The following is a 23,328-nucleotide window of genomic DNA, read 5'->3' as shown; positions in this document are numbered from 1 at the left end:
GATGTTACCGATGACACCCATCGCGGGTGCGCTCGCGCTGTTGTTGTGCGCGAGTGCATTGGCCGCGCCGACTGCCCCCGGTACCACGCCGAGTAGCCTGCTGTCCCAGGCCAAGGGCCTGCCGGCGGAGTTTGAAGCGCATTTTTTCGATGTGCCACTGGCTGTTCGTATTGAGCTCAATCAACAGTACCTCGGTGAAGCCATGGTGGTCTTGACACGGGATGATCGCATTACGCTGCTTGAATTCACCGACACCCACGACAGCACGATCAAGGCCGCCGAGCGGGACCAATGGGAGCAAATACTCAAGCAAGGACAACTGTTAGGCGCCTGTGAAAAGAACTGCACCGCCGGTTTGCTTGCAGTGCACTACAGCCTTGAAAACTCACTGGTGTCGATCCTGACCCGGGATATCGAGCGCAGCACCGAAGCCCAGCGTTATCACGATCAGCCCCAGGGCGGCAGCCTCGGCCTGATCTTCAATAACCAGCTCAACCTCAACGGTGGCCAGGAACAGGACACCGGGGGGCGCTATGGCCTCAACGCCAGTTCCAGCGTGGGCAACTGGAGCCAGTCCCTGGACCTCCAGCTTTCACGCCTGGGCGGGCCGGACGACAAGATCTACCACGCTGTCCATGAACTTTTTACCCAGCGTGAGTTGGAAGGCCATTTTTTCCGCCTGGGTTATTTCACCCCCAGCTCCGATGGCTTGAACCGTCAGATCCGTTCGTTCGGCGCCAACCCGGACACCGCATTGGGCGTGATGTACGGCAGCTCCGACAGCCTGGTGATCGAAAATCCGAAACCCAGCGTCTACCCTATTTATGTCACCGCGAGCCGTCAGGCTTCGGTGGAGATCTATCGCAGCGGCTTGCTGATCAATACCCAGGCCGTCAGCGCAGGCTTGCAGAGCCTGGACACCCGCCCGTTGCCCGGCGGTATCTACGAAGTGGAAGTGCGGCTGATCGAGGACGGGCAGACCACCGCCACCAGCCAGGAGCTGGTCTATAAACCGAACAATTGGAGCAGCACCGAGGAGCGCTGGCGCTATAACCTGTTCGCCGGGCGGGAAACCCGCCTCTGGAGCAACTGGGAAGACCAACCCTCGGGTTTCACGACGGCGGGGTTCGGCGTCAACTACCTGCTGCACCCGCGGGTCATCGTCGGTGGTTCCACGCGCCAGGTGCAGGACAAGCTGCAAGTCGGTACGTCGATAGACTGGACCCTGGCTTCCCACACCAGCCTGTACGCCAACGTCTACCACACCGAACAGTACGGCAACGGTATGGACGTGCAGGCCCTGTACAGCTATGGCCAGGGCAGCCTCGTCGCCAGCCACAACCGCAGTTGGCTGGACACCCGCAACACTTACGAGACCCTGCCGGACGGTACCCGCATTCGGCAGCGCAACGTGTTTGTCGGCCAGACCAGTAACTCGTCGCTGTCGGTCAATCATCGTTTGAGCAACAAATCCTCTGTCAACGGACGGTTGGCCTATAGCGAAGGCAATGTCCAGGGCGCGGGTCTGGACCTGGGCTGGACCCAGCGCGGCAAGCTGCGCGGCAGCGATGCCAACTGGCGGTTGTCGGTGTTCGATCGTCCCGGCACCTCGAGTACCAGCGACCGGCGCAATCGCGGCGTGGACCTGAGCTTCAGCGTGGCCTTGGGCGGACCGGGCGAATATTGGTCGGGCAGCATCGGCACCCGCACCTCCCGCGAAGGGGACCGGGACAACAATGCGTCGCTGACCTATCGCCGTGACCTTCAGGATCACGTGCTGCAAAGCGTCTCCGGTACGGCGCTGGTCGACACCTATGGCGTGGGCCTGTCCGGCATCGCCAGCTTCAGCACCGAGTCGCTGTACGGCGACGGTTTCCTCCAGCGCTCGTCCTACAACGACAACCTCACCGGCGGCCTGAACCTGAGCAGTACCGTGGCCGTGGGCGGTCAGAAAGCCGTCTTCACCGGCGTGCCCCAGGGCCGTGGCGCAGGGATGATCGTCGATGTGGAAACCGACCTGGACGACATCGTCCTGCGCGCCGACGACCTGACCGGCGGCAGCACCACCTTGCATCCGGGCCGTAATTTCGTGCCGATCACCGCCTACCGCAACAGCATGGTCACCTTCGACTTCGAAGGCGTGCATCCGCCAGCGGCGAGCATCGAGCCGGCACGCACCCGTTATCACCTGAACAAGGGCGGCGTGGACTACCGCAAGGTCAGTGTGGTGAAAACCGTGACCGTGCTCGGACGCTTGCTGGACGAACAGGGGCAGCCGCTCAAGGGCCACCACGTGATCAACCACGCCAGCCGCGGGGTCAGCGAGGCGGATGGATTCTTCTCCATGGAGATGAATGCCGCCTCCCCGACCCTGGAAGTGCGCTACGGCAACGAGTTGTTCTGCCGCTTCCGCCTCGACCCGGAAACCGCCAGTGACGAAGGCGATGTGTTGATGATCGGTGATTTGCGTTGCACGCCGGACAGCCTGGCCGATAGCTCACTGGCCGCGGCCGACCCGGCGAAGCAGCGCTCATGAGTTGTGGGAGCAAGGCTTGCCCGCGATGAACGATGACGCCGCTCGCGTGAAGACCGAGGCGCCTGCATCACGGACAAGCCTTGCTCCCACTGTGAAAATTTTCTCCCAAAAACCAGCAGGGATTCGCTTTGATGTATGAGGTTGTATAAATGAAATCCTTATCGGTAGCCGTAAGCAGCGTGGTCTCGGTGCTGTTGCTTGCCTGCGTGCCTGCTGCCAATGCCGTGAACCAGAATATCAGCGCGATATTCAGGCCCGATGCTTCGAAACCAAACCTGAATCAATTTACCAATACCACCCCGGTCAGTGGCTATTGCACCTTCTATCCGGCGGATTGCGCGGCCACCAATATATTCAGTATTCAGTTGCCTGTCCGCTTCAGTTCGGTCGCCCCTATTCAGGCGAATCACACTGACTACCGGCAAGGAGCGACGTTCAAGGTACCCGCCAACTGGCGTACCGCCCAGGTGACTCATGTCGGTACCGGTGAAACTGAAACCGTTGAAGTACGCTTTTCGGGAATCGGCTCGAGATACCGTCTTCCAATGAACGTGCTCGACCTGATAGGTAATCCAAACATAGACCTTACGTTGGCACACAACCGGTTATGGGGCGGTTATGGGCACAGTTGGGTGAACCCCCCTTCACCTTGCGGATATACCGGTCACGGAGGTTTGAACGCAACGACTTACCGGTTTTTCTGGAAGACCCGGGTCGAAGCGGCTTGCTCTAAAAAGAGTAGTTTTCTGATCCCCAGCCTGGTCTACGACTATCTGGACTTTGCCTACGAATTGCGCACCCCGAACCCCCTGAAAATGTCGAGTGGTTTGTACACGGGGTCTTTGACCTACAGCATTGGGCCGGGCCAGGATCTGGACATGGGCGATATCATGATCCCTTCCGATTCGGTACTCACGTTCGATTTCAAGCTGACTGTCGAGCACACCCTCAAGGTCGAAGTCCCCCCCGGCGGCAATCGTGTGGAGCTGGTGCCCCAGGAAGGCTGGCAATCCTGGCTCAACAGCGGACGCAAGCCCACACGGCTGTTCCGTGACCAGCGCTTTCATATTTCCGCCTCATCCCGTTTCAAGATGGCGCTCGAATGCCAGTACATCAGCGGCAACACCTGTGCGATCGCCGAATCCGATACCGGCCACACCGTGCCGGTGAACGTCGGCGTGACCCTGCCCGATGGCGTGACGGACGGCGCCGGGCAACCGGTCAACCGGCGTCCACTGCTGCGTGATGGCAGTGGCACTGAATTGTTCCAGCCGGGCCTCTACGTCGACCGCCGGCTCGGGATGCTGCATTTCGAAGTGGCACGCAGCGCTGTCGAAGCGATGCTCGACACGGGCGCCACGCGTTACGCCGGCGATGTCACGGTGATCTGGGATTCGGAAGTTTAAAGGGCATGGATTGGCCAGCCTGAGGCGAAAGGAAGGTGAGGGATTGATGAAAGGTCTACCAGTAGCAGTGCGTAGCGTGGTTTCGGTGATGTTATTGGCCGGCGCATCGACGGCCCATGCCGTGAGCAAGGAGATCACCGCAGTCTTCAGGCCCGATCCCTCGAAGCCCAACGAGAATACCTTTCGCAATACCACGCCGGTCTCGGGTTATTGCGCCTTTTACCCGACCGACTGTGAAAGGGAGAACATGTCCAGTCTTCAATGGAACATCAACTCGTATTCCAACGCGCCCATCCAGGCCAATCATGCGGATTTGCGGCAAGGGGCGATATTCCATGTGCCCGCCAATTGGCGTCTGGCCCAGATCACTCATACCGGCACGGGCGAGACTGAAATTGTCCAGGTGCGCATCGCCGGCATCGGCTCGATGTACTACCTGCCGGTCAGCGTGATCGACCTGGTCGGAGGGGGAGTGGACATGGGGACCGCTCATGCGATGTTGTGGGGCTCCACCTGGAAGTACGCCCCCGCCCCTTGTCGATCCAGCAGTAAGTCGAGTCTGAACGACCGTGCCTACATGTTCTTCTGGAAAACTCCGGTCGAAGGAAGCTGTGCCAAAAGGGCCCGTTACCTGATCCCGGGTATGGAATACACCTCTCTGGACTTTGCCTACGAACTGCGCACTCCCAACCCGTTGAAGATGTCGTCCGGCCAATACACCGGCTCCCTGGTCTATGGCCTCGGCCCGAGGCAGGACTTCGACTTCGGTGACGTAATGATCCCGAATGAATCGGTGATCACCCTCAATTTCAAACTCGACGTCGAGCACACCCTCAAGGTGGATGTGCCCCCGGGTGGCAACCGGGTGGAACTGGTGCCCCAGGAAGGCTGGCAAGCCTGGCTGAACAGCGGGAGCAAACCGACGCGGCTGTTTCGCGACCAGCGCTTCCATATCTCGACCTCTTCTCGTTTCAAGATGAGGCTCGAGTGCCAGTACGCCAGCGGCAATACCTGCGCGATCTCGGAAACCGGCACGGGCCATGCCGTACCGGTGGACGTCAAGGTGACGTTGCCCGAAGGCCTGACCGACGCCGCCGGGCAACCGGTCAACCAGCGTCCGTTGCGGCTTGACGGTAGCGGCACCGAGCTGTTCCAGCCGGGTTTTTATGTCGACCGCCGGCTGGGAATGCTGCACTTCGAAGTGGCCCGGGGCAGTGTCGAGCAGATGCTGGACAGCGGTGCCAAGGCTTACTCCGGCAGTGTCACGGTGATCTGGGATTCGGAAGTCTGAGTCCAAATTTTTAGTGAGTTGCGTTCAATGCATGAGGTTAAGCAAGTGATGAAACATCTATGGGCATGGGTTGGTTTTTTCCTGTTTTGCGGCGTGGCCCAGGCCGGTCCGCAGATCGGTGTCGGGGTGGTCTACGACTACCTGGACAGCAACAAGACCACGTACATGAAGCGGGTGTTCAACGGCGGCACGTCGACGGCCTTCGTCAAGGTGAACATCCTGGAAATCATTTACAACGAAGACGGCACCTACAGCGAGGTGCCCCTGCAGAACCAGGCCAGCGCCCAGGCCAAGGATGGCCTGATGGCCAGCCCGGCGCGCCTGATCGTGCCGGCCAACGGTGTGCAGGGCACGCGGCTGCTGTTCATGGGCAACCGCGACAAGGAGCGTTACTTCCGCGTGCGTTTCGTACCGGTGGTACCGGAAGCGGAAGACGAATTCGCTGTCAGTGCGGAGGAGCGCGAAGCCTATAAGAAAGAGCGCGTGGCGGCCGGGGTCAAGGTACTGGCCGGTTACGGCACGGTGTTCTTCGTGCGGCCCAAGGACACCCGTTTCGACACCGTGATCGATAACAACGCCAGTCGCTACGTGTTGCGCAACAACGGCAACAGCGTGGTGGTGATCGATGAGTTCAAGGACTGCGAAGCGAAGAAAGAGAACGAGTGCCGGCCGACCACCAAGCACCACGTCATGACCGGGCGCACGTTCTCGTTCGACAAGGAGGCGGGGCGTGAATATCGCTTCACCCTGATCGAAGGCGGCAAGACCCAGAACGTCGAGATCAAGGGCTGACGGCAATCGTCGCCGAACCGTCGTTGACCCAAGAGGTAAATCAGAATGATCAAGACACGGCTACGCCCTCTCGCATTGACGGCCCTGCTGATGCCCTGGCCCACGGCCTGGGGGGCGGTCGAGCGGGAAACCTTCGAACTCTACGTGACCATCCCGACGGCCGACTTCTACGTGTTGCCCCTCGACCCGCAACTGGTCCAGCGGGAGCAGCGGCTGCCGTTCAGCACCATCACCTCGGACCTGAGCCCGCTGCGGGCCACTTACGAGGTGAAGAACAGCAACGGCTCCATTGGCGCGCGCCTCGGGGAGGAGGCGTACTTGTCCAATGGCCGTGATCGCATCGACTTGCGCGTGCGCTTCAACGGCGTGGTACTGACCCTGGATTCAACCCAGGTGGTCTCCGCCACCGAGGCCCGGCCCGGACGCCAGGTACCGCTGGAAATCGCCGCCATCAAGCCCGATGACGACTACAAGCCTGGCGACTACTACGGCACGGTGCACATGGTGTTCGATGCCACGGCGCCGTAGGGCGCTCGGCCGCTGTGCCCGGTGCCCAGCCCTTGTGGCGAGGGAGCTTGCTCCCGCTCGGCTGCGCAGCAGACGCAAGGATCTGATGTCGGCCTATCTGCCGATGGCTGGAAAAACGGGGCGGCTTCGCCACCCAGCGGGAGCAAGCTCCCTCGCTACAGATTGTGTGGCTGGACAGTGATTGCGGAGCACTGGCGTTACTTCTCCGCTTTTCAAATACAAAATAAAAGGATGTTAAGCATGTTCAAGCAATTCGTATCCGTTACTGCGCTGGTCACTGCGGCCTTGAGTCCTTCGCTGGCATGGGGGGCTGATGATGCACGTTCAGCCATCCATATCAGCGCGAACATTCCGACCCAGCAGTTTCATGTGCAGCCACGGGATCCGGAGTTCGGTAAGGACGAATACATGTATTACGATCCGATCAAGAATACTCTGAGCACCCTGCGCCAGACCTACGACGTGAAAAATACCGACGGGTCGATCCATGCGTACCTGCCCGAGGATCAGCCTGACTTGAGCAACGGTGCCCAAGCTATTCCCCTGCGCGTCCTGTTCAACAATGTGCGCCTGAGCGCCGTGCCGGTTGAAGTGGTGGACGATGCTTCGTCAACGCCAGGTACTCAGGCCGAGATGGTCATCAGACCTGATGCCATGCCTACAAACCTTCAGGGAGGCTTATACACAGTCGGCTTTACCGTGATCTTCGACGCGGTGCCTCGGGTGACGCCGTAATCCGCACATCCCTTACTGGCGCGACACCAACGGCGTGCACTGGGTGTGGCTGCCCGGCTGCAAGTAGGGCGTGAGGAACGGCGCCATCCCCTTGAGCACCTGCACCGGCAAGGCCGAGGTGAACTTGAAGTTTTGCGCCGAGGCGCCCGGTACATAGGCGGTGAGGGTGCCGAAATGGCTGTCGCCGATGTAGAACACGAAAGTGGCCGTACGGTTGATCGACTTGGAGCTGAGGATGCGCCCACCGGCGCCGATGGCTTCGATACGGTTGTCGCCGGTGCCGGTCTTGCCGCCCATGGCCAGCGGTGTACCGTCGGCCAGTTTGAAACTGCCGGCCACCCGTTTCGCGGTGCCGGCATCCACCACCTGGGACAGCGCACCGCGCAGGGCCTGGGCCACTTCGACCGGCATCACGCGTTTGCCTTTGTCCGGATCATTGACCAGTTGCGTTTCGTAGGGGGTATCGGCGGCGAAGTGCAGGCTGTCGACCCGCAGTGCCGGCTGGCGGATACCGTCGTTGAGAATGGTGCCCACCAGTTCCGCCAGTGCTGCGGGACGGTCGCCGGAGCTGCCGATGGCCGTGGCCAGCGACGGCACGAGGTGGTCGAACGGATAGCCGACTTTCTGCCAGCGCTGGTGGATATCCAGGAACGCCTCGATCTCGAGCATGGTGCGGATACGACTGTCACGGGCGCTCTTGTGCCGGCTCTTGAACAGCCAGCTATAGACTTCCTGGCGTTCGAACTCACTGGCCTTGACGATCTGGCTGAACTTGGCGTCGGGGTTGTTCAACAAGTAACCCATCAACCATAGATCGAGCGGGTGCACCTTGGCGATAAAGCCCTGGTCCGGCAGGTCGTAGGCGCCGGGACCGTAGCTCTGGTAGAGCCGTTCCAGGCGTTCGTCGGTGAGCTTTTCGTTGCTCTTGACCGATTTCAGGTGGGAGCGCACGAAGCGGTTGAAACTGTCCTGGCTGTCATTGGGAAAGAAATAGCGGTGCACGGCGGCCAGGCGGATCGCCGTGGGATGCATGCTGTCGAGAAAGGTTTCGAGGCGCTGGCTGGTGTCCTTCTTCTGATACTTCTTCCAGAACCTGAGCAGGAACGAGGTGCCTTCACGGTCGGCGAACTGGGCCAGGTACTCCTGGCGCCGCGGGTCACTGTCGTCCTTGAGCAATTCGGCGCTGTTGTTGGGGCCGGCATAAGTGGCGTAGCGCACCAGATCGCGCATCAGGCGGATGAACGGCAGGTTGATCGACTCACGCAGGGCATCGCGCAAGGTGGGATTGCGGCCGTTGTCCTCGCTGCGGAAGTTGTGGAAGGTGTGCAACCCGCCGCCGGTAAAAAATGCCTCGCCGGGGCTGGCGGAGTACGTACGATCCAGCGCCGCCTCGAGCATCTTCGGCAGGCTGCGGTCGCTGTTCTGGATCAGGTAGTCGACGGCCCAGCGGGACAGGCGATCCTGCTCGGCGACCTCGACTTTTTTCAGGGCCGCCGGGGTCTCGGCGCCATAGCGGTCGTGCAGTTCGGCGATGATCTGCAGATAGGTGGTGAGTACCCGCAGCTTGGCGGTGGAACCGAGTTCGAGTTTACTGCCTTCGTTGATGTCGAAAGGCTGGTCGGTGCTGTCGGTCTGCACCCGCACGCGCGAGCCGTCCGGGGTCAGCTCCAGCAGGGTGAAGCTGTAGCGCACCTGGGTGGTGCTGGTGGGGGTGAGCAGGCGTTCTCCCATCAGGCCGATCTCGGTCGCGAAGGCCGGGTCGGCCAGACGCTTGAGGTACTCGGTGGCCTGGGTCTGCAAGTCGTTCTGCAGGGTGCTGGTGGCGGACAGGTCCAGGCGGTCGAGGTCATACAGCGGCCGGTCGAGCAGCGTGGCGAGCCGACTGCGGGCGGCACTGATGCCTTTATTGGTTTCGTTGGGCTGGATCGTCGGTTGCTGCACCCAATCGCGATAGCTGACCTTGCTCGCCAGGGCGGCATCGGCCAGGGCGCCGTCGATCACACCGTTCTGGGTCAGCAGCCGGATGTGGCTGTCCGTCAGGCTTGCCAGCTCGTCATGGCCCTTGGACAGGTAATGGGAGGGGCGGCGCTGGGCGATCATCAGCGACAACATCTGGCGCAAGGCCAGACCCTTTTCCGCCAGGCTCCGCGGGTCGGTTGCGGTGCTGAACAGCTGTTCGTTGGCCCGGTTGAAATCGGCGCCATACCAGACCCGCAAGCCTTCGGCCATGCCGTGGACCTCTCCATGTCCCGGTACGGCGGACAGCGGCACGCTGTTGAGGTAGTCGCGCACGATCCGCTGCCGCGCCTCGAGGGTCTGCGGACCGGTCCGATAGGCGCGCACGCTGGCGGAAATCATCTGGCGGATTTTCTCACCCCCCGAGACGGTCAGGCCGTCGGGGGAATGGCGATACTTTTCCAGTTGCGTCGCCAGGGTACTGCCCCCGGCGGACTGCCCCGGCAGACTCAACAACTTGGCCACCTGCGACCACGCCGCCATGCCGAAGCGCGGCCAGTCCACCGCCGGGTTGGCCTGGGGCTGGCGGGGATCGAGCAGAAAGCGGTTTTCGATGAACAGCAGGCTTTGCACCACCACGGGGGGGATGGCGTCGAAACTGGCATACAGCTGTTGCGGGTACTTGAACTGATACAGCGGTGCGGCGCGGCAATCGGTGATGGTCAGGCCGGCCTGGATCTTCTCCGAATAAGGCACGAACAGGCCTTTACCGACGTAGTCCATCAAGGCCGGCGAAAACCGCGCCTGGGATTGGATCACGTAGTTGCGCTTGAGCAGTCGCGGCAGGAACTCCCCCAGCGAGCTGTAGCCCAATCGCCGGTCGAATGGACCGGCACCGGGGTAGACGATGGCATCGCTGGGCCCCGGCTGCAGTGAGTAGCTCAGGGAGGCAGCGTATTTGCTGATCTCCCTGGCCTGAAACCTGGAAGTGCGCATTTCCTTGGCCACCGCGAGACCGACCACCACGACAATAATCAGCAGCAGCAACCAGAACGCCCGCCAGCCATGCCGCGCGCGGCGTTTTTTTGGGGGTGTAGACGCTTCTTCCATACGTTCAGTCGGGACCATAGGTTTATTCGAATCGGTTTGCCATAGAGCGCCCATAGTCGACTGATCCATTCACGCAGATTGATCGGACTTGCTTGAAGCTTAGACGGTGGTTTGCGTGGGGGGAGGGGAAATTGTGGACACACAACTCAATGTCGGCGCCTGTTGGGCTTTTGTGGCGAGGGAGCTTGCTCCCGCTCGGCTGCGCAGCAGACGCAAGCTGCCGGGGCGTCGGACCTCCTGTCGGGAGCAACAGCAACTATAGCCATATGGCGTCCCACAGCGGGTAATCGCCAATACGATCCACCAGCCCCGCACGAAGCGGGTTGGCAATGATGTAGCGGGCGAAGGGCAGCAGGTCTTCGTTGTCGCGGATCGCGCGGTCGTGGAAGCCGCTTTGCCAGAAGGCGCCCTGTCTATTCATCGCTCGATTGATGGCCAGGGTGCTGCGGGATTTGACGGCCTGCATGACGTGATGGAGTTGGGCTTGTTCCAATTGCATCAGCCAGTGCATGTGGTCCGGCATCACAACCCAAGCCAGCGAGTTGACATGGCCCAGGTCATGGGCCAAACGCAATTCTGCAACCAGCAATCGACCCAGTCGCCAGTCCCTGAACAGAGGGTTTCGTTGATGGACAACGGCGGTGATGAGGTAGCCTCGCCCCTGTTCCGAAGCGCGGCCGTGACGCAAGCGATGGGAGTTTGGATGTGAAGGATGCATTCCTTGGCTTCCTGTAGCTGAGGTATCTATCTACGGTAGCCATGCCTTCGTTGCACCGAGGCGCTGATACTCGAACGACGTTTCCCAGAACGACGTAGTACTTGTGGCGAGGGAGCTTGCTCCCGCTAAGACGGGTTGACGCGTCGGTGGGTTGCGGCTGCTGCGCAGCCGAGCGGGAGCAAGCTCCCTCGCCACAGGGGTATTCCAGGGCTGGACATAAGGTTCTCCCCTCGTTTACACGTTCCATCCCCTTGTAATCCCAGTCAATGCATCTCCAAAAAGCCCATTTTTGCTATGGCTTATCCCTGAATTTCCAAGGTTTTACAGTGAAACTCTCTGTCCCCGGCTTTTTATACTGCACGGCCCCATCGGTCTTGGCGTCTGGTTTACGGGACGGTCTGTCCATGAGGCAGGCCAGGTTTCGGCAGGGTGGCAGGCTTATTGGCCTGTGGCCTTGGAAACCCGGTGGCTAATCCAATAACAAAACGGAGTTGTATCCCTATGCCTGTCGGCAATCATCTGCCCCCTGGCGAGACCGCTCAGGGCGGTCCGCTCAAACGTGAGCTCGGCGAGCGGCATATCCGCCTGATGGCGCTTGGTGCCTGCATCGGGGTCGGGCTGTTCCTCGGTTCGGCCAAGGCCATTGAAATGGCCGGTCCGGCGATCATGCTGTCCTACATCATCGGTGGCCTGGCGATCCTGGTGATCATGCGCGCCCTCGGCGAGATGGCCGTGCACAATCCGGTGGCTGGTTCGTTCAGCCGATATGCCCAGGACTACCTCGGCCCGCTGGCGGGTTTCCTGACCGGCTGGAACTACTGGTTCCTGTGGCTGGTGACCTGCGTGGCGGAAATCACCGCGGTGGCGGTGTACATGGGCATCTGGTTCCCCGACGTGCCCCGCTGGATCTGGGCCCTGGCCGCACTGGTCAGCATGGGTTCGATCAACCTGATCGCGGTCAAGGCCTTCGGCGAGTTCGAATTCTGGTTCGCCCTGATCAAGATCGTGACCATCATCGCCATGGTCATCGGCGGCGTAGGCATCATCGCTTTCGGGTTCGGCAACGACGGCGTGGCCCTGGGCATTTCCAACCTCTGGACCCACGGTGGGTTCATGCCCAATGGGGTGCAGGGTGTCTTGATGTCCCTGCAGATGGTGATGTTCGCCTACCTGGGTGTGGAGATGATCGGCCTGACCGCCGGTGAGGCGAAGAACCCGCAGAAAACCATCCCCAACGCCATTGGTTCGGTGTTCTGGCGGATCCTGTTGTTCTATGTCGGCGCGTTGTTCGTGATCCTGTCGATCTACCCCTGGAACGAGATCGGCACCCAGGGCAGCCCGTTCGTAATGACGTTCGAGCGCCTGGGCATCAAGACGGCTGCGGGAATCATCAACTTCGTGGTCATCACCGCTGCGTTGTCGTCCTGTAACGGCGGCATCTTCAGCACCGGGCGGATGCTCTACAGCCTGGCGCAGAATGGCCAGGCCCCGGCCGGCTTCGCCACCACCTCGACCAACGGCGTGCCACGCCGCGCGTTGCTGTTGTCCATTGCCGCATTGCTGCTGGGTGTGCTGCTCAATTACCTGGTACCGGAAAAAGTCTTCGTCTGGGTGACCTCCATCGCCACCTTCGGGGCGATCTGGACCTGGGTGATGATCCTGCTGGCCCAGCTCAAGTTCCGCAAAGGCCTGAGCGCTTCCGAGCGTGCCGCCCTGAAATACCGCATGTGGCTGTATCCGGTCAGCTCATACCTGGCACTGGCCTTCCTGGTGCTGGTGGTGGGACTGATGGCGTACTTCCCGGATACACGGGTGGCGTTGTACGTGGGGCCGGCGTTTCTGGTGCTGCTGACGGTGTTGTTCTACACCTTCAAGTTGCAGCCGACGGGTGAGGCGCAAGGTTCGATGAGTTCGGTTCAGTGATGCGATAGGTCCGGCGAGGTTATTGTCAGGCTTGACGGTAGCCTCGCTCGACTCCGAATGATCGAGCGCTAACGCAATGTCGTCTCTCGCAGCCACCGTGGAATGGCCGAGCGCTGTTCGTTCAGGCGTGCCCCTGACGTCACTTCGAAACTGGCCTGGTTATCAGTGGCGGAGCTACCTCCGACATAGACCGTGAATATCCCGGTCTCGACAACCGGCAGACAATCGATATCGAGCGACGCGAAGTCGTCCTGATCGAGCGTGAATCCTACGGTTTTTGTTTCCCCCGCAGCGAGATTGACCTTGAAGAAACCACGTAGCGTGCGGACGGGCCGTGTCACGCTCGCGACATTCTGGCGCAAGTACAACTGCACCGTTTCGTCACCACTTCGTTGACCGCTGTTGCGAACGTTCACCTGTACGTTCAGCGTTTCATTGAAGGCCAACCGCTGTTTACTGAGGACCGGGGTTTCATAGGTGAACGTGGTGTAGCTCAGGCCGTGGCCGAATGGATAGAGTGGTGTCCACAGTTCATCCAGGTATCCGGATGCGTAAGGAACGGTTTGGCTCGGTGGCCGGCCGGTATTTTTATGAGCGTGGTAAATCGGAATCTGTCCCACCGATCGTGGGAAAGTGATGGGAAGCTTGCCGCTGGGGTTAATATCACCAAACAGTACGTCGGCAACCCCATGGCCCATTTCCGAACCCAGAAACCAGGTTTCGAGAATCGCTGACGCCTGTTCGTCCACGGTGGGGAGGGTCAGCGGCCGGCCATTCATGAGAATGACCACCACCGGTTTGCCCGTTTTGCTCAGTTCCCTGAGTAATGCATTCTGCGCTCCAGGCAAACCCAGGGAGGTGCGACTGCGGGCCTCACCGCTCATGTCTCCGATTTCGCCAAGCACGGCAATGATCACGTCGGCGCTGCTCGTCACGTGTTCAATTTCCTTCATGGCTGGAATGTCGCTGTTCTCAGGAGAACCCATGGGCAGATAGATAATGTCCGTTCCGGGTGATACAGCGCGCTTTATACCTTCCAGGATGGTAATAGAATCTTCGGCACGTCCATCTCCGTGCCAGGGGCCCAATGTCGATTGTGCGTCGTTTGCCAGGGTTCCGACGACGACGAGCTTGCGCAGATCTTTAGACAGCGGCAGCAACGCTCGGTCGTTTTTCAGCAACACAATGGATTTTTGCGCGGCTTCCCGTGCCAGCGCACGGGTGTGAGAGGTCAGCAGCAAAGCCCGCTCTCGGGCCGGATCGCTATAACGATAAGGATCCTCGAATAACCCCAGCCGCTGCTTTGCCAGCAGCACCCGTCGTACTGCATCGTTCAACCGATCCTCTGAAACCTGACCGCTACGTACCAAAGCCGGTAATCTGGAAACGTAGTCGACCCCGACCATATCCACATCCACTGTCGCATTGAATGCCCGCAGGGCGGCCGCTTGAGACGTCGAAGCGACGCCATGCTGGATCAGCTCATGGATACCGGCGAAGTCGCCGACGACGAGCCCTTGGAACCCCCACTCATTGCGCAATTTATCCTTCAGCAATCGTTGATTGGCGTGCATGGGAGTGCCGTTTACTTCGTTGAATCCCGGCATGATCGCATCGACGCCGGCCTGTACCGCGGCATGAAACGGCGTGAGATAGACCTCCTCGAGTGTGCGTTCGGATATATCGGAAGTGTTGTAGTCACGCCCACCTTCCGCGGCACCGTAACCGACGAAATGTTTGGCGGTAGACAGCATTTTCTCCGTATCGGGAGCGTCCTCGCCACGAAAGCCCCGGACGCGTGAAGCCGCCAGCGCCGAGCCCAGAAATGGATCTTCGCCGGCGCCTTCGACTACTCGCCCCCAACGGGGATCCCGGGTGATGTCGACCATGGGAGCGTAGGTCCAATGCACCCCTGCGGCTGTTGCTTCAACGGCGGCTGCCCTTGCAGTACGTTGCGACAGGTCCGGATCCCAGGCCGAAGCCTCGGCCAGCGGCACGGGGAAGATGGTGCGGAATCCATGGAGCACATCGAAGGAAAACAACAGTGGAATATGCAGGCGCGAGCCTTGCACGGCCTGCTGCTGTACTTTGCGGGTGCTTTGCGCGCCATACACGCCGAGCACTGAACCAACATCCGCGACGTCACGGGCGTGCTGGTCTGCGGTGTCGATCATTGGGCCGGTGGCCGTGAGTTGCATACCCAGTTGAGTCAATTGACCGGCTTTTTCTTCGAGTGTCATCTGCCCAATCAACTGTTCGATAAAGACCCTCTTATTTTTATCCAGGTCGTTATCGCCGCTTGTGAGTTCAAATCCGATCATGGCAAGCAGTGTACCGACCAGTATGACTGTAAAAAGACGGTTCATGGTGTCGGACCCTTCGCAGGCTACGTCAGGTGGGCACCGGATACATCTTCTTCGCGGCTGATGGAGGCTCGGCCGTGTGGTACTGGTAAAGCCAGGTTTCGGTAAGCGTCTCGCCTTTGAAACTCAGATACAGGCGCATTTCGACCGGCTCGCCAGGCTCGACACTCAAATCGAATTGCGCGTAACAGCGACCGGATTGTCCGTCTGGGACTATTCCCGAAAAAATATTCGAAAACGTCCCTCGGGAGGCCCAGAGCACGGCTTCGGGTTTCTCGCTTGGGGCGAGCTTTTCCAGTGGCGCGCCTGAGAATTCGACGAAGAACTTGCGTACGCCCTTGGGTCGCGGCCGGCCTGCCAGGCCTCCATTCCCCAGGCGCGTAGCCACGCAGCGTGCGAGGCTGGAGGGATAGGGTTCTTCGGACAACCAATGCAGCCGATATTTGAAACGGTATTGATTACCGGCTTCGGCGGGCCCTTTGGGGACCCACATTGCGACGATGTTGTCGTGGATTTCATCGTCGGTCGGGATTTCCACCAACTGTACGCTGCCGTGGCCCCAGTCCCCTAATGGCTCGACCCACAAACTGGGACGGCGTTCATAGTGCACCCTGTCCAGGTAATGATCGAAAGAGCGGTCTCGCTGGAGCAGCCCGAAACCTCGGGGATTATTATCGGAAAATGCTGAAGCCATGGTGCGCGAGGGGTTGTTAAGCGGTCGCCAGATATGTTCACCCGCTCCTGTCCATAGCGCCAATCCGTCAGAGTCGTGCACTTCGGGACGCCAGTCGAGAGCGGCGGCCTTGGTCGTTTCGCCGAACCAATACATTGAAGTCAGCGGTGCGATACCGAAGCGCTCGATATTCTGGCGTAGAAACAACGCAGCCTCGACGTCCATCAGCACACCTTTGGTGCGGCTCAGCACAAAACGATAGGCGCCACACAGACTGGGTCCTTCAAGCAACCCATATAGCGTCATGTTCGCTTGTCGCTCGTCGGTGGGTGTCTCGATCCAGAACTGGGTGAAGTCAGGGAATTCTTCGGCCATGTCCGCCTGTGCGACATTCACGGCTATTCCCCGCGCTGAAAGGCCGTATTGGTACTGTTCTCCAATGGCTCGGAAGTAGGAGGCTCCGACGAACGCCGCCCAATCGTTCTGCTTCCAATCAAGCGCCTTTTGCTTGCCCAGACGGCTTTCCTGAAAACGCAAACCGGCAAATCCTATATTGGAGGCCAGCGCCTGGGCCGGGCTGTCAGCGGGTATATCGAAGAGCGATTTGTCGTAAGGGATCTGATGGGCCACGCCGTTGGCAACGACGTGCATTCTGACTGGAATACGAAAGAATTCTCCCAAATGGAAGAAGGTGATGGGGTACAGGCCGGGTCCGTTGGCGAAGAGTGCACGCGTGCTGTCGAATCGAATCTTCTCCAGCACCTCGTAATCAATGTTCGACAGCAGTTGCTCGGGGATAGCGGTCGACTTGACATAGGGTTTGAGCGCCGTTGCCTCGGCGAGCAGGATCAATGTGTCAAAGCTGAAGGGAGCCGAGGTATCGGGCTTCACGTCGCTGGCAAACGCGGGGACAGGCATGGGCAACGAGGCCAAAGCTGCACAGAGCGAGGTGAAGCTCACGAGATCGCGGCGGGTCAACATGGTTCTTCCCTGCAATTGAACGTCTGAGGGGATGTTCAATTGCAGGGGCTTGGCCGTCTACTGTCAGAGTTGACAGGTGGAGAGATTCGAAAGCCCGGCTGATAGAGGCCTGCGGGGCTAATGCCAGTCAGTTAAGCCACAAACTGTGGGAGTACAGCTTGCTCGCGATGACGGTAAGTCAGTCAGCAACAATGTTGACTGGTCTGTCGCTATCGCGAGCAAGCTTTGCTCCCACAGACTTTGCGCCGTTTGATCCTTAACTGACAGGTATTAGCCTGGGGTGTTCTCCGTTAACGGTTACGCAACCTCCACTTCCAAAGGCTCGAAACTGCCCGCCCGCGCCATCTGCCACATCCGCGAATAAAACGCGCCATTCACCTCGCCCGTCAGCAACTCCCCCGGCTTGAGAAACACATGCAATTGAGAAAACAGCTTGATCTCGGTCGCGGACATCCGTCGAACCAGGTGCTTGGGTTGCAACTGCGAAGGGTGTTCGAGGCCGGCGGCGGCGAGCATTTCCGCCAGGGCCTTGAGGGTGTTGCGGTGGAAGCTGTAGACCCGCTGGGCCTTGTCCGGAACGACCAGGGCGCGCTGGCGCAAGGTGTCCTGGGTGGCGACGCCGGTGGGGCATTTGTTGGTGTGGCAGCTTTGTGACTGGATGCAGCCGATGGCGAACATGAAGCCCCGGGCGGCGTTGGCCCAGTCGGCGCCGATGGCCAGTACGCTGGCGATGTCGAAGGCACTGACGATCTTGCCGCTGGCGCCGAGCTTGATCTTGTCCCGCAGGTTCAGGCCCACCAGGGTGTTGTGGACGAACAGCAGGCCCTCGCGCAATGGCGCGCCGATGTGGTCGGTGAACTCGACCGGCGCGGCGCCCGTGCCACCTTCCTTGCCGTCCACCACGATGAAGTCGGGCAGGATGCCGGTTTCCAGCATGGCCTTGGCGATCCCCATGAACTCCCACGGGTGACCCAGGCAGAACTTGAAGCCCACCGGTTTTCCCCCGGACAACTCACGCAGTTGTTGTACGAATCGCATCAGCTCGATAGGCGTGGAAAACGCACTGTGGCAGGACGGTGAAATGCAATCCTCGCCCATGCGGATGCCGCGGGTCTCGGCGATTTCCCGGGTGACCTTGTGCTTGGGCAGGATCCCGCCGTGGCCGGGCTTGGCGCCCTGGCTCATCTTGATTTCAATCATCCGCACCTGTGGGTCCCGGGCCTGGACGGCGAACCGCTCCGGGTCGAAGTGGCCGTCCGCGGTGCGACAGCCGAAGTAGCCGCTGCCCAGCTCCCAGGTCAGGTCGCCGCCGTGTTCGCGATGGTAGGGGCTGATGCTGCCTTCGCCGGTGTCGTGGGCGAAATTGCCGAGCTTCGCGCCCTGGTTCAACGCCCGGATGGCGTTGGCACTCAGGGAGCCGAAGCTCATGGCGGAAATGTTGAACACCGAAGCCGAGTAAGGCTGGGTGCACTGCGGGCCACCGACCGTTACGCGAAACCCGCTGGGGTCGCTCAGCGGGGCCGGGCGCATGGAGTGGCCGATGAATTCGAAGCCGGCCTGGTAGACGTCGATCAAGGTGCCGAAGGGTTTGTCGGCACTTTCGTTCTTGGCCCGGGAATACACCAGCGAGCGTTGGGCGCGGGAGAAGGGCAGGGCATCGCTGTCGGATTCGAGCAGGTACTGGCGGATCTCCGGGCGAATACCTTCGACCAGGTAGCGGATATTGCCCAGGATCGGATAGTTGCGCCGCACGGCGTGGCGTTTTTGCAGCAGGTCGAACATCCCCAGCAGGCTCAGCAGGCCTGTCACCAGCACGATCGGCCATAGCCAGTCATGCGCGAGGAACGGCAGGCTGGCGAGGGTGAACAGCACACAGCCGGCAAAGAAGGCGTAACGGCTCAGTAGCGACAGGCTCATGCGGTTTCCTTGGGGTAGGGGCGAAGGGCTGTGGCGAGGGCGCTTGCTCCCGCTGGATTGCGAAGCGATCCCGAAGGCGGCTGCTTCGCACCCGAGCGGGAGCAAGCTCCCTCGCCACGGGGATCGAGGCATTTTGCGCTGGTGGCGAAACGCTGGGCAACCGGTGATGAGAGGATTTCATGTGCTGAGGGCTTTATCTGTGGCCACTCTTTCACAGATAAATCTGCGTCTACTCCGCCAGCTTCATCTGCCGCACCGGCAACTCGACCCGGAACGTCGTGCCCACCCCCACTTCGCTGCGCACGGTGATCTCGCCGTTGTGCTTCTTCACGATGCCATAGGACAACGACAGTCCAAGCCCCGTGCCCTGGCCGATGGGTTTGGTGGTGAAGAACGGGTCGAAGATCTTTTGCAGGGTTTCCGGTGGGATGCCCGAGCCGTTGTCGGCGACTTCGATCCACACGGTGTCACCGTCGACGCCGTTGCGCAGGGTGATGGTGCCGCGTTCGGGGCCGATGGCCTGGGCGGCGTTGACGATCAGGTTCATGATCACCTGGTTGATTTGCGACGGCAGGCATTCGACCTCCGGCAGCGGGCTGTACTCCTTGACCACGTCGGCCTTGTACTTGATTTCGTTGGCCACGATGTTCAGGGTCGAGTCCATGCCCTGCTGCAGGTTCGCCATCTGCCATTCCTGGTTGGAATCCACGCGGGAGAAGTCCTTCAGGTCCTTGACGATCTGTCCGACCCTGGCGATGCCGTCCTTGGACTCCTTGATCAACAGCGGAATGTCCTCGACGAGGAAATCCAGCTCCACTTGTTCGCGCAGCTTGGCCAGGTACAGCGCCAGTTCCGGCGAGGCGATGGCTTCCTCGGCGTTGCCGTAGGCCAGGAGCATTTCCTCCAGCTTGTTGAAATAGCCGTCCAGCGCTCCCAGGTTGGAGGAGATGAAACCGATGGGGTTGTTGATTTCATGAGCTACCCCGGCGGCCAACTGTCCCAGCGAGGCGAGTTTTTCCGATTGCACCAACTGGGTTTCGAGCATCTTGCGTTCGTCGATTTCCATCTGCAGCAGGGTACTGGCTTGCTTGAAGGCCTGGGTGCGTTGCTGCACCAGCTCCTCTAGCTTGCTCATCTTCAACTGCGCGCGCGAAGTCATTTCCCATTTGGTGGTCAGGGTGTTGGCCATCTGCTGGACTTCGATGTTATCGAACGGCTTTTTCAGGATCAGCAGGCGGTCGTGGCCGTTCAGTCGATCCAGCAGCTCATCCCATGAATAATCCGAATAGGCCGTGCACACCACCACCTGCAACTGCGAGTCGCACTTCCACAATTCCTCGATGGTCTTGGCACCGTCCCAGCCCTCTGGCATGCGCATGTCGACGAAGGCGAGGGCATACGGGCGGTCGTTTGCCACTGCCGCCTGCAATTTGCTCAGGCCTTCCTGGCCACCGTAGGCCGAGTCGAGCTCGAACACCGTGCCAACCGGTTTCGGTGCTTCGCCAAACAGCGCGCTTTCCATGTCCTGCAAGTCGGCGTTGCTGTCGTCCTCGGGGGTGAGAATCTTGCGAAAATCCTCATGAATGGCGGGCGTATCGTCGATCAGCAGAATGCGCCGGTTACTTAAATTGTTCATGAATCCTCTTCCGCAAGTTTCAGGGGCACGTGCAGCACAAACGTCGCTCCCTTGCCGGGTCCCTCACTGTGGGCGGTAAGGCGGCCGTTCATCTCGATGGCAGCCGTTGCACAGCTGTGCAGGCCGAACCCGTGGCCTTCCTTGCGCGTGGTAAAACCGTGGGCAAAGATGCGTGTCATGTTCTCTTCTGGAATACCTTCGCCTTCGTCCTTGACACTGATCTGCAACGTCTCGCCATTTACGACCTGCGCACTCAGGGTCATGTTCCGCGCGTGATTCGAGACCCCGGCCATGGCGTATTTGGCGTTGCTGATCAGGTTGATCAGGATCAGCAGCAAACGGTGCTTGTCGCCCATGATCCGCGGCAAGTTGCCGTACTCCTTGATCACCGTCACATGGTGCCGGGTCAGGGCGCCGGAGTTCATGCGCAGGGCATCTTCCAGCAGTTCGCCGACCACCAGCGGTTCCATCATGCTGTTGGCCCCGGCATAGGATTGCTGCGTGGAGACGATGTCCTTGATGTGGTCCACGCTCTTGCTCAACTGGGTCAACTCATCGATCAGGCTCTGCTGTTCGACCGCCATGGCGTCCACCAACTGGTTGAGGTAGCCCGGCAGCAGCTTGCCTTTCTCGTCTTCGGTGAGGAAATGCCCCAGGTCATGAGGGTGTTCGTTGATCAGGCTCATTGCCTTGCCCAGACCCTGGGCCTTGCTGCTGCGCAACTTGCGACTGACCAGGTCGGCGGAGATATTCACGCTATTGAGCACGTTGCCGACGTTGTGCAGCACGTTGGTGGCGATTTCCGCCATGCCGGCCTGGCGGGCGGTGTCCATCAACTCGCTTTGGGTATCCTTGAGCTGGCGGGTGCGCTCCTCGACCCGCTGTTCCAGCTCGTCGTTGGCGGTTTGCAGAGCGTTGTTGACGCGCTTGATCTCGGCAAAGCTGCGTATCAGCCGGATGGCCAGCCAGATCAATATCAACACCAGAAGGGTAGCGAACACCAGCAGGTACACGTGATTGCGCTGGTATTTGTCGGCGGCTATTTCCTGGTCCTGCTCGAGCAGGCGGGTGATGGTGTCCAGATTGTCGGAGACGGGAACGGCTTCGATGCCCTCCAGCAACTCGTTGACCCGTGGTTGCTCGCGCAGGATCAGGGCGATGTGCCGGCTCAGGATGTCGATGGAGTCATGCAGGCCCACCGGCAGGCGCTCCTTGTTGACATCGAGGCGGTTCAGGCCCAGCAGCACCTCGGCGGCAATTTCGCGGGTGGTGAGCAGGGAAAATTCCATGCTGCTGAGCAGCAGGTCATAGGTGTCGATGGCGACGCTCTGCAATTGCAGTTTTTCATCGTCGGACAGTTGGGTGAACTCGGCCTGGATGTCGTCCTCGGCGGTGGGCAGGAACGCCAGGGAGTTGCGCAGCACTGCGTTGTGGGACTTGAACTGTTCCACCAGGCGGGTCTTTTCCTTGATGGCCTTGAGGTATTCATCGCGCTGGGTCTCCCACAGCGAGGGCGCATGGCGACCGGGCTCCGACTCGATGGCGTCCAGGCGCTGCCAGAGACGGGACATCTCATGCAGTGGGGATACCAGGAGATCGTAGTTGTGGCTCAAGGCGATCCGGGATTTGAGGACTTCGTTGTCCCAGATGGCGTCTTGCTGCTTGAGCTGGCGGATCAGGTCCCGGGACTCGATGTACGAGGCAGCCTGCTGCGCACTCGAATTGACATACATGAACAGCAGCACCGAGGCGAGCAGGGCGCCGATGAAGAACAGGCCGAAGCGACGAAGGGCCTTCATAGTGGCTTGCCCTCCCGTTCGCCGGTCAGGGTCTTGAGGAATTCGACGATCAGCTCCGTGTCGTTTTTCAAGGGCTCACGGCCCAACTGGTATTTGAACATCACCTCCACCGCGCGCTCGAGGGTCGGTGCGGAGCCGTCGTGGAAATACGGGGCGGTGACGGCCACGTTACGCAGGCTGGGAACCTTGAAGACCTGACGGTCGGCATCATCGCCGGTGATGTTGAAGCGCCCCTCATCGACCCGGGTGGGGTTGCCCCGATCCGCGATGTAGTCACCCATGACGCCGAACTTCTGGAACATGTTGCCGCCGATGTTCACGCCCTGGTGGCAAGCGATGCAGCCGTATTCCTTGAAGCGTTGGTAACCGAATTTCTCCCGAGGAGTGAGGATGTCGGTGTTGCCCAGCAGATATTGGTCGAAGCGCGAGTTGGGCGTCAGCAGGGTGCGCTCGAAATCGGCCAGGGCTCCCTGGATATTGAGCTTGGTGACGCCATCGGGATAAGCGCTGGCGAAATCCTTGACATAACCTGGGTCGCCGGCGATGCGCTCGACCACCGATTCCCAGGTATTGCCCATCTCCGTGGGGCTGGTCACCACGGTGTGCACCTGTTCTTCCAGGGTATCGACGCGGCCGTCCCAGAACTGGTGGAAGTTCAGGCTTGCGTTGAACACAGTGGGTGTATTGACTTCCACCGGTTTGCCATCGAAGCCCAGGGAAAACCGTTTGTCGTCGGCCCCACCCTTGTCCAGGCGATGGCAACTGGCGCAGGACAGGGTGTTGTTGACCGACAGGCGAGGGTCAAAGAACAACCGTTGGCCCAATTGGACGCGCTTGGGGTCAAGGGCCGGAACGGGGGGCAGCGGCTTGAGCGGCTCCTCCAGTGGTGCGGCGTGAGCGGTCGCGCCCAGGCCCATGAGCAGGCCGAGAGCGAGTAACAGTCCAGATGACGCCATCGGGTGCT

Annotated in this window: 15 protein-coding genes; 7 read left to right on the top strand and 8 right to left on the bottom strand. The window is 60.3% G+C overall.

Annotated elements, in window-relative coordinates; translation table 11 throughout:
• Position 1: 1 nt before the first annotated feature.
• The 6 genes from N005_RS11270 to N005_RS11245 all read left to right on the top strand — a co-directional run bounded on the left by N005_RS11270 (position 2) and on the right by N005_RS11245 (position 7,288).
• Positions 2-2,536 carry a CS1-pili formation C-terminal domain-containing protein gene (locus tag N005_RS11270; RefSeq protein WP_047701269.1) on the top strand — a complete coding sequence of 845 codons (2,535 nt, stop codon included), beginning with the start codon at positions 2-4 and terminating at the stop codon, positions 2,534-2,536.
• 149 nt (positions 2,537-2,685) lie between these two features.
• Entirely contained in the window at positions 2,686-3,942 is a 1,257-nt protein-coding gene (locus N005_RS11265; protein WP_047701268.1) for a hypothetical protein, read from the top strand.
• Positions 3,943-3,988: 46 nt separating this feature from the next.
• Entirely contained in the window at positions 3,989-5,233 is a 1,245-nt protein-coding gene (locus N005_RS11260) for a hypothetical protein (RefSeq protein ID WP_047701267.1), read from the top strand.
• Between the two features lie 48 nt (positions 5,234-5,281).
• Positions 5,282-6,025 carry a pilus assembly protein gene (locus N005_RS11255; protein WP_047701266.1) on the top strand — a complete coding sequence of 248 codons (744 nt, stop codon included), beginning with the start codon at positions 5,282-5,284 and terminating at the stop codon, positions 6,023-6,025.
• A gap of 45 nt (positions 6,026-6,070) precedes the next feature.
• On the top strand, positions 6,071-6,553 hold the full coding sequence (locus N005_RS11250; RefSeq protein ID WP_047701265.1) for a CS1 type fimbrial major subunit: 483 nt from the start codon (positions 6,071-6,073) through the stop codon (positions 6,551-6,553).
• Between the two features lie 240 nt (positions 6,554-6,793).
• Complete coding sequence (locus N005_RS11245; protein WP_041022997.1) at positions 6,794-7,288, top strand: CS1 type fimbrial major subunit; 495 nt, start codon at positions 6,794-6,796, stop codon at positions 7,286-7,288.
• A 12-nt stretch (positions 7,289-7,300) separates the two neighbouring features.
• Here the strand turns inward: N005_RS11245 and N005_RS11240 are convergent, their stop codons facing one another.
• Positions 7,301-10,408: a transglycosylase domain-containing protein gene (locus N005_RS11240; protein WP_047701264.1), complete on the bottom strand. Its 3,108-nt coding sequence runs from the start codon at positions 10,406-10,408 to the stop codon at positions 7,301-7,303.
• A gap of 202 nt (positions 10,409-10,610) precedes the next feature.
• Entirely contained in the window at positions 10,611-11,072 is a 462-nt protein-coding gene (locus tag N005_RS11235) for an REP-associated tyrosine transposase (protein WP_047701263.1), read from the bottom strand.
• Positions 11,073-11,573: 501 nt separating this feature from the next.
• On the opposite strand from N005_RS11235, the gene N005_RS11230 reads away from it, so the two are divergent.
• Positions 11,574-12,995: an amino acid permease gene (locus N005_RS11230; RefSeq protein WP_047701262.1), complete on the top strand. Its 1,422-nt coding sequence runs from the start codon at positions 11,574-11,576 to the stop codon at positions 12,993-12,995.
• 68 nt (positions 12,996-13,063) lie between these two features.
• Here the strand turns inward: N005_RS11230 and bglX are convergent, their stop codons facing one another.
• From bglX to N005_RS11200, 6 genes are all read right to left on the bottom strand, one after another.
• Complete coding sequence (gene bglX / locus N005_RS11225; protein WP_052126381.1) at positions 13,064-15,361, bottom strand: beta-glucosidase BglX; 2,298 nt, start codon at positions 15,359-15,361, stop codon at positions 13,064-13,066.
• Positions 15,362-15,386: 25 nt separating this feature from the next.
• On the bottom strand, positions 15,387-16,949 hold the full coding sequence (locus tag N005_RS11220; RefSeq protein WP_231983274.1) for an OpgD/OpgG family glucan biosynthesis protein: 1,563 nt from the start codon (positions 16,947-16,949) through the stop codon (positions 15,387-15,389).
• 360 nt (positions 16,950-17,309) lie between these two features.
• Positions 17,310-18,929 (bottom strand): FMN-binding glutamate synthase family protein, encoded by a 1,620-nt coding sequence (locus N005_RS11215; RefSeq protein ID WP_047701260.1) that lies wholly within the window; start codon positions 18,927-18,929, stop codon positions 17,310-17,312.
• A 229-nt stretch (positions 18,930-19,158) separates the two neighbouring features.
• Positions 19,159-20,565 (bottom strand): ATP-binding protein, encoded by a 1,407-nt coding sequence (locus tag N005_RS11210; RefSeq protein ID WP_047701259.1) that lies wholly within the window; start codon positions 20,563-20,565, stop codon positions 19,159-19,161.
• Positions 20,562-22,364, bottom strand: coding sequence for a DAHL domain-containing protein (locus N005_RS11205; RefSeq protein WP_047701258.1), 1,803 nt, complete (start codon positions 22,362-22,364; stop codon positions 20,562-20,564). Before N005_RS11205 ends, N005_RS11210 begins: the two co-directional genes overlap by 4 nt.
• Complete coding sequence (locus N005_RS11200) at positions 22,361-23,320, bottom strand: cytochrome-c peroxidase (RefSeq protein ID WP_047701257.1); 960 nt, start codon at positions 23,318-23,320, stop codon at positions 22,361-22,363. Before N005_RS11200 ends, N005_RS11205 begins: the two co-directional genes overlap by 4 nt.
• Positions 23,321-23,328: the final 8 nt, after the last annotated feature.

It is taken from the genome of Pseudomonas mediterranea CFBP 5447, from assembly GCF_000774145.1.
Lineage (GTDB): Bacteria > Pseudomonadota > Gammaproteobacteria > Pseudomonadales > Pseudomonadaceae > Aquipseudomonas > Aquipseudomonas mediterranea.
The sequence above is the reverse complement of the archived record's forward strand: the minus strand, read 5'-3'. Positions and strand labels throughout refer to the sequence as shown.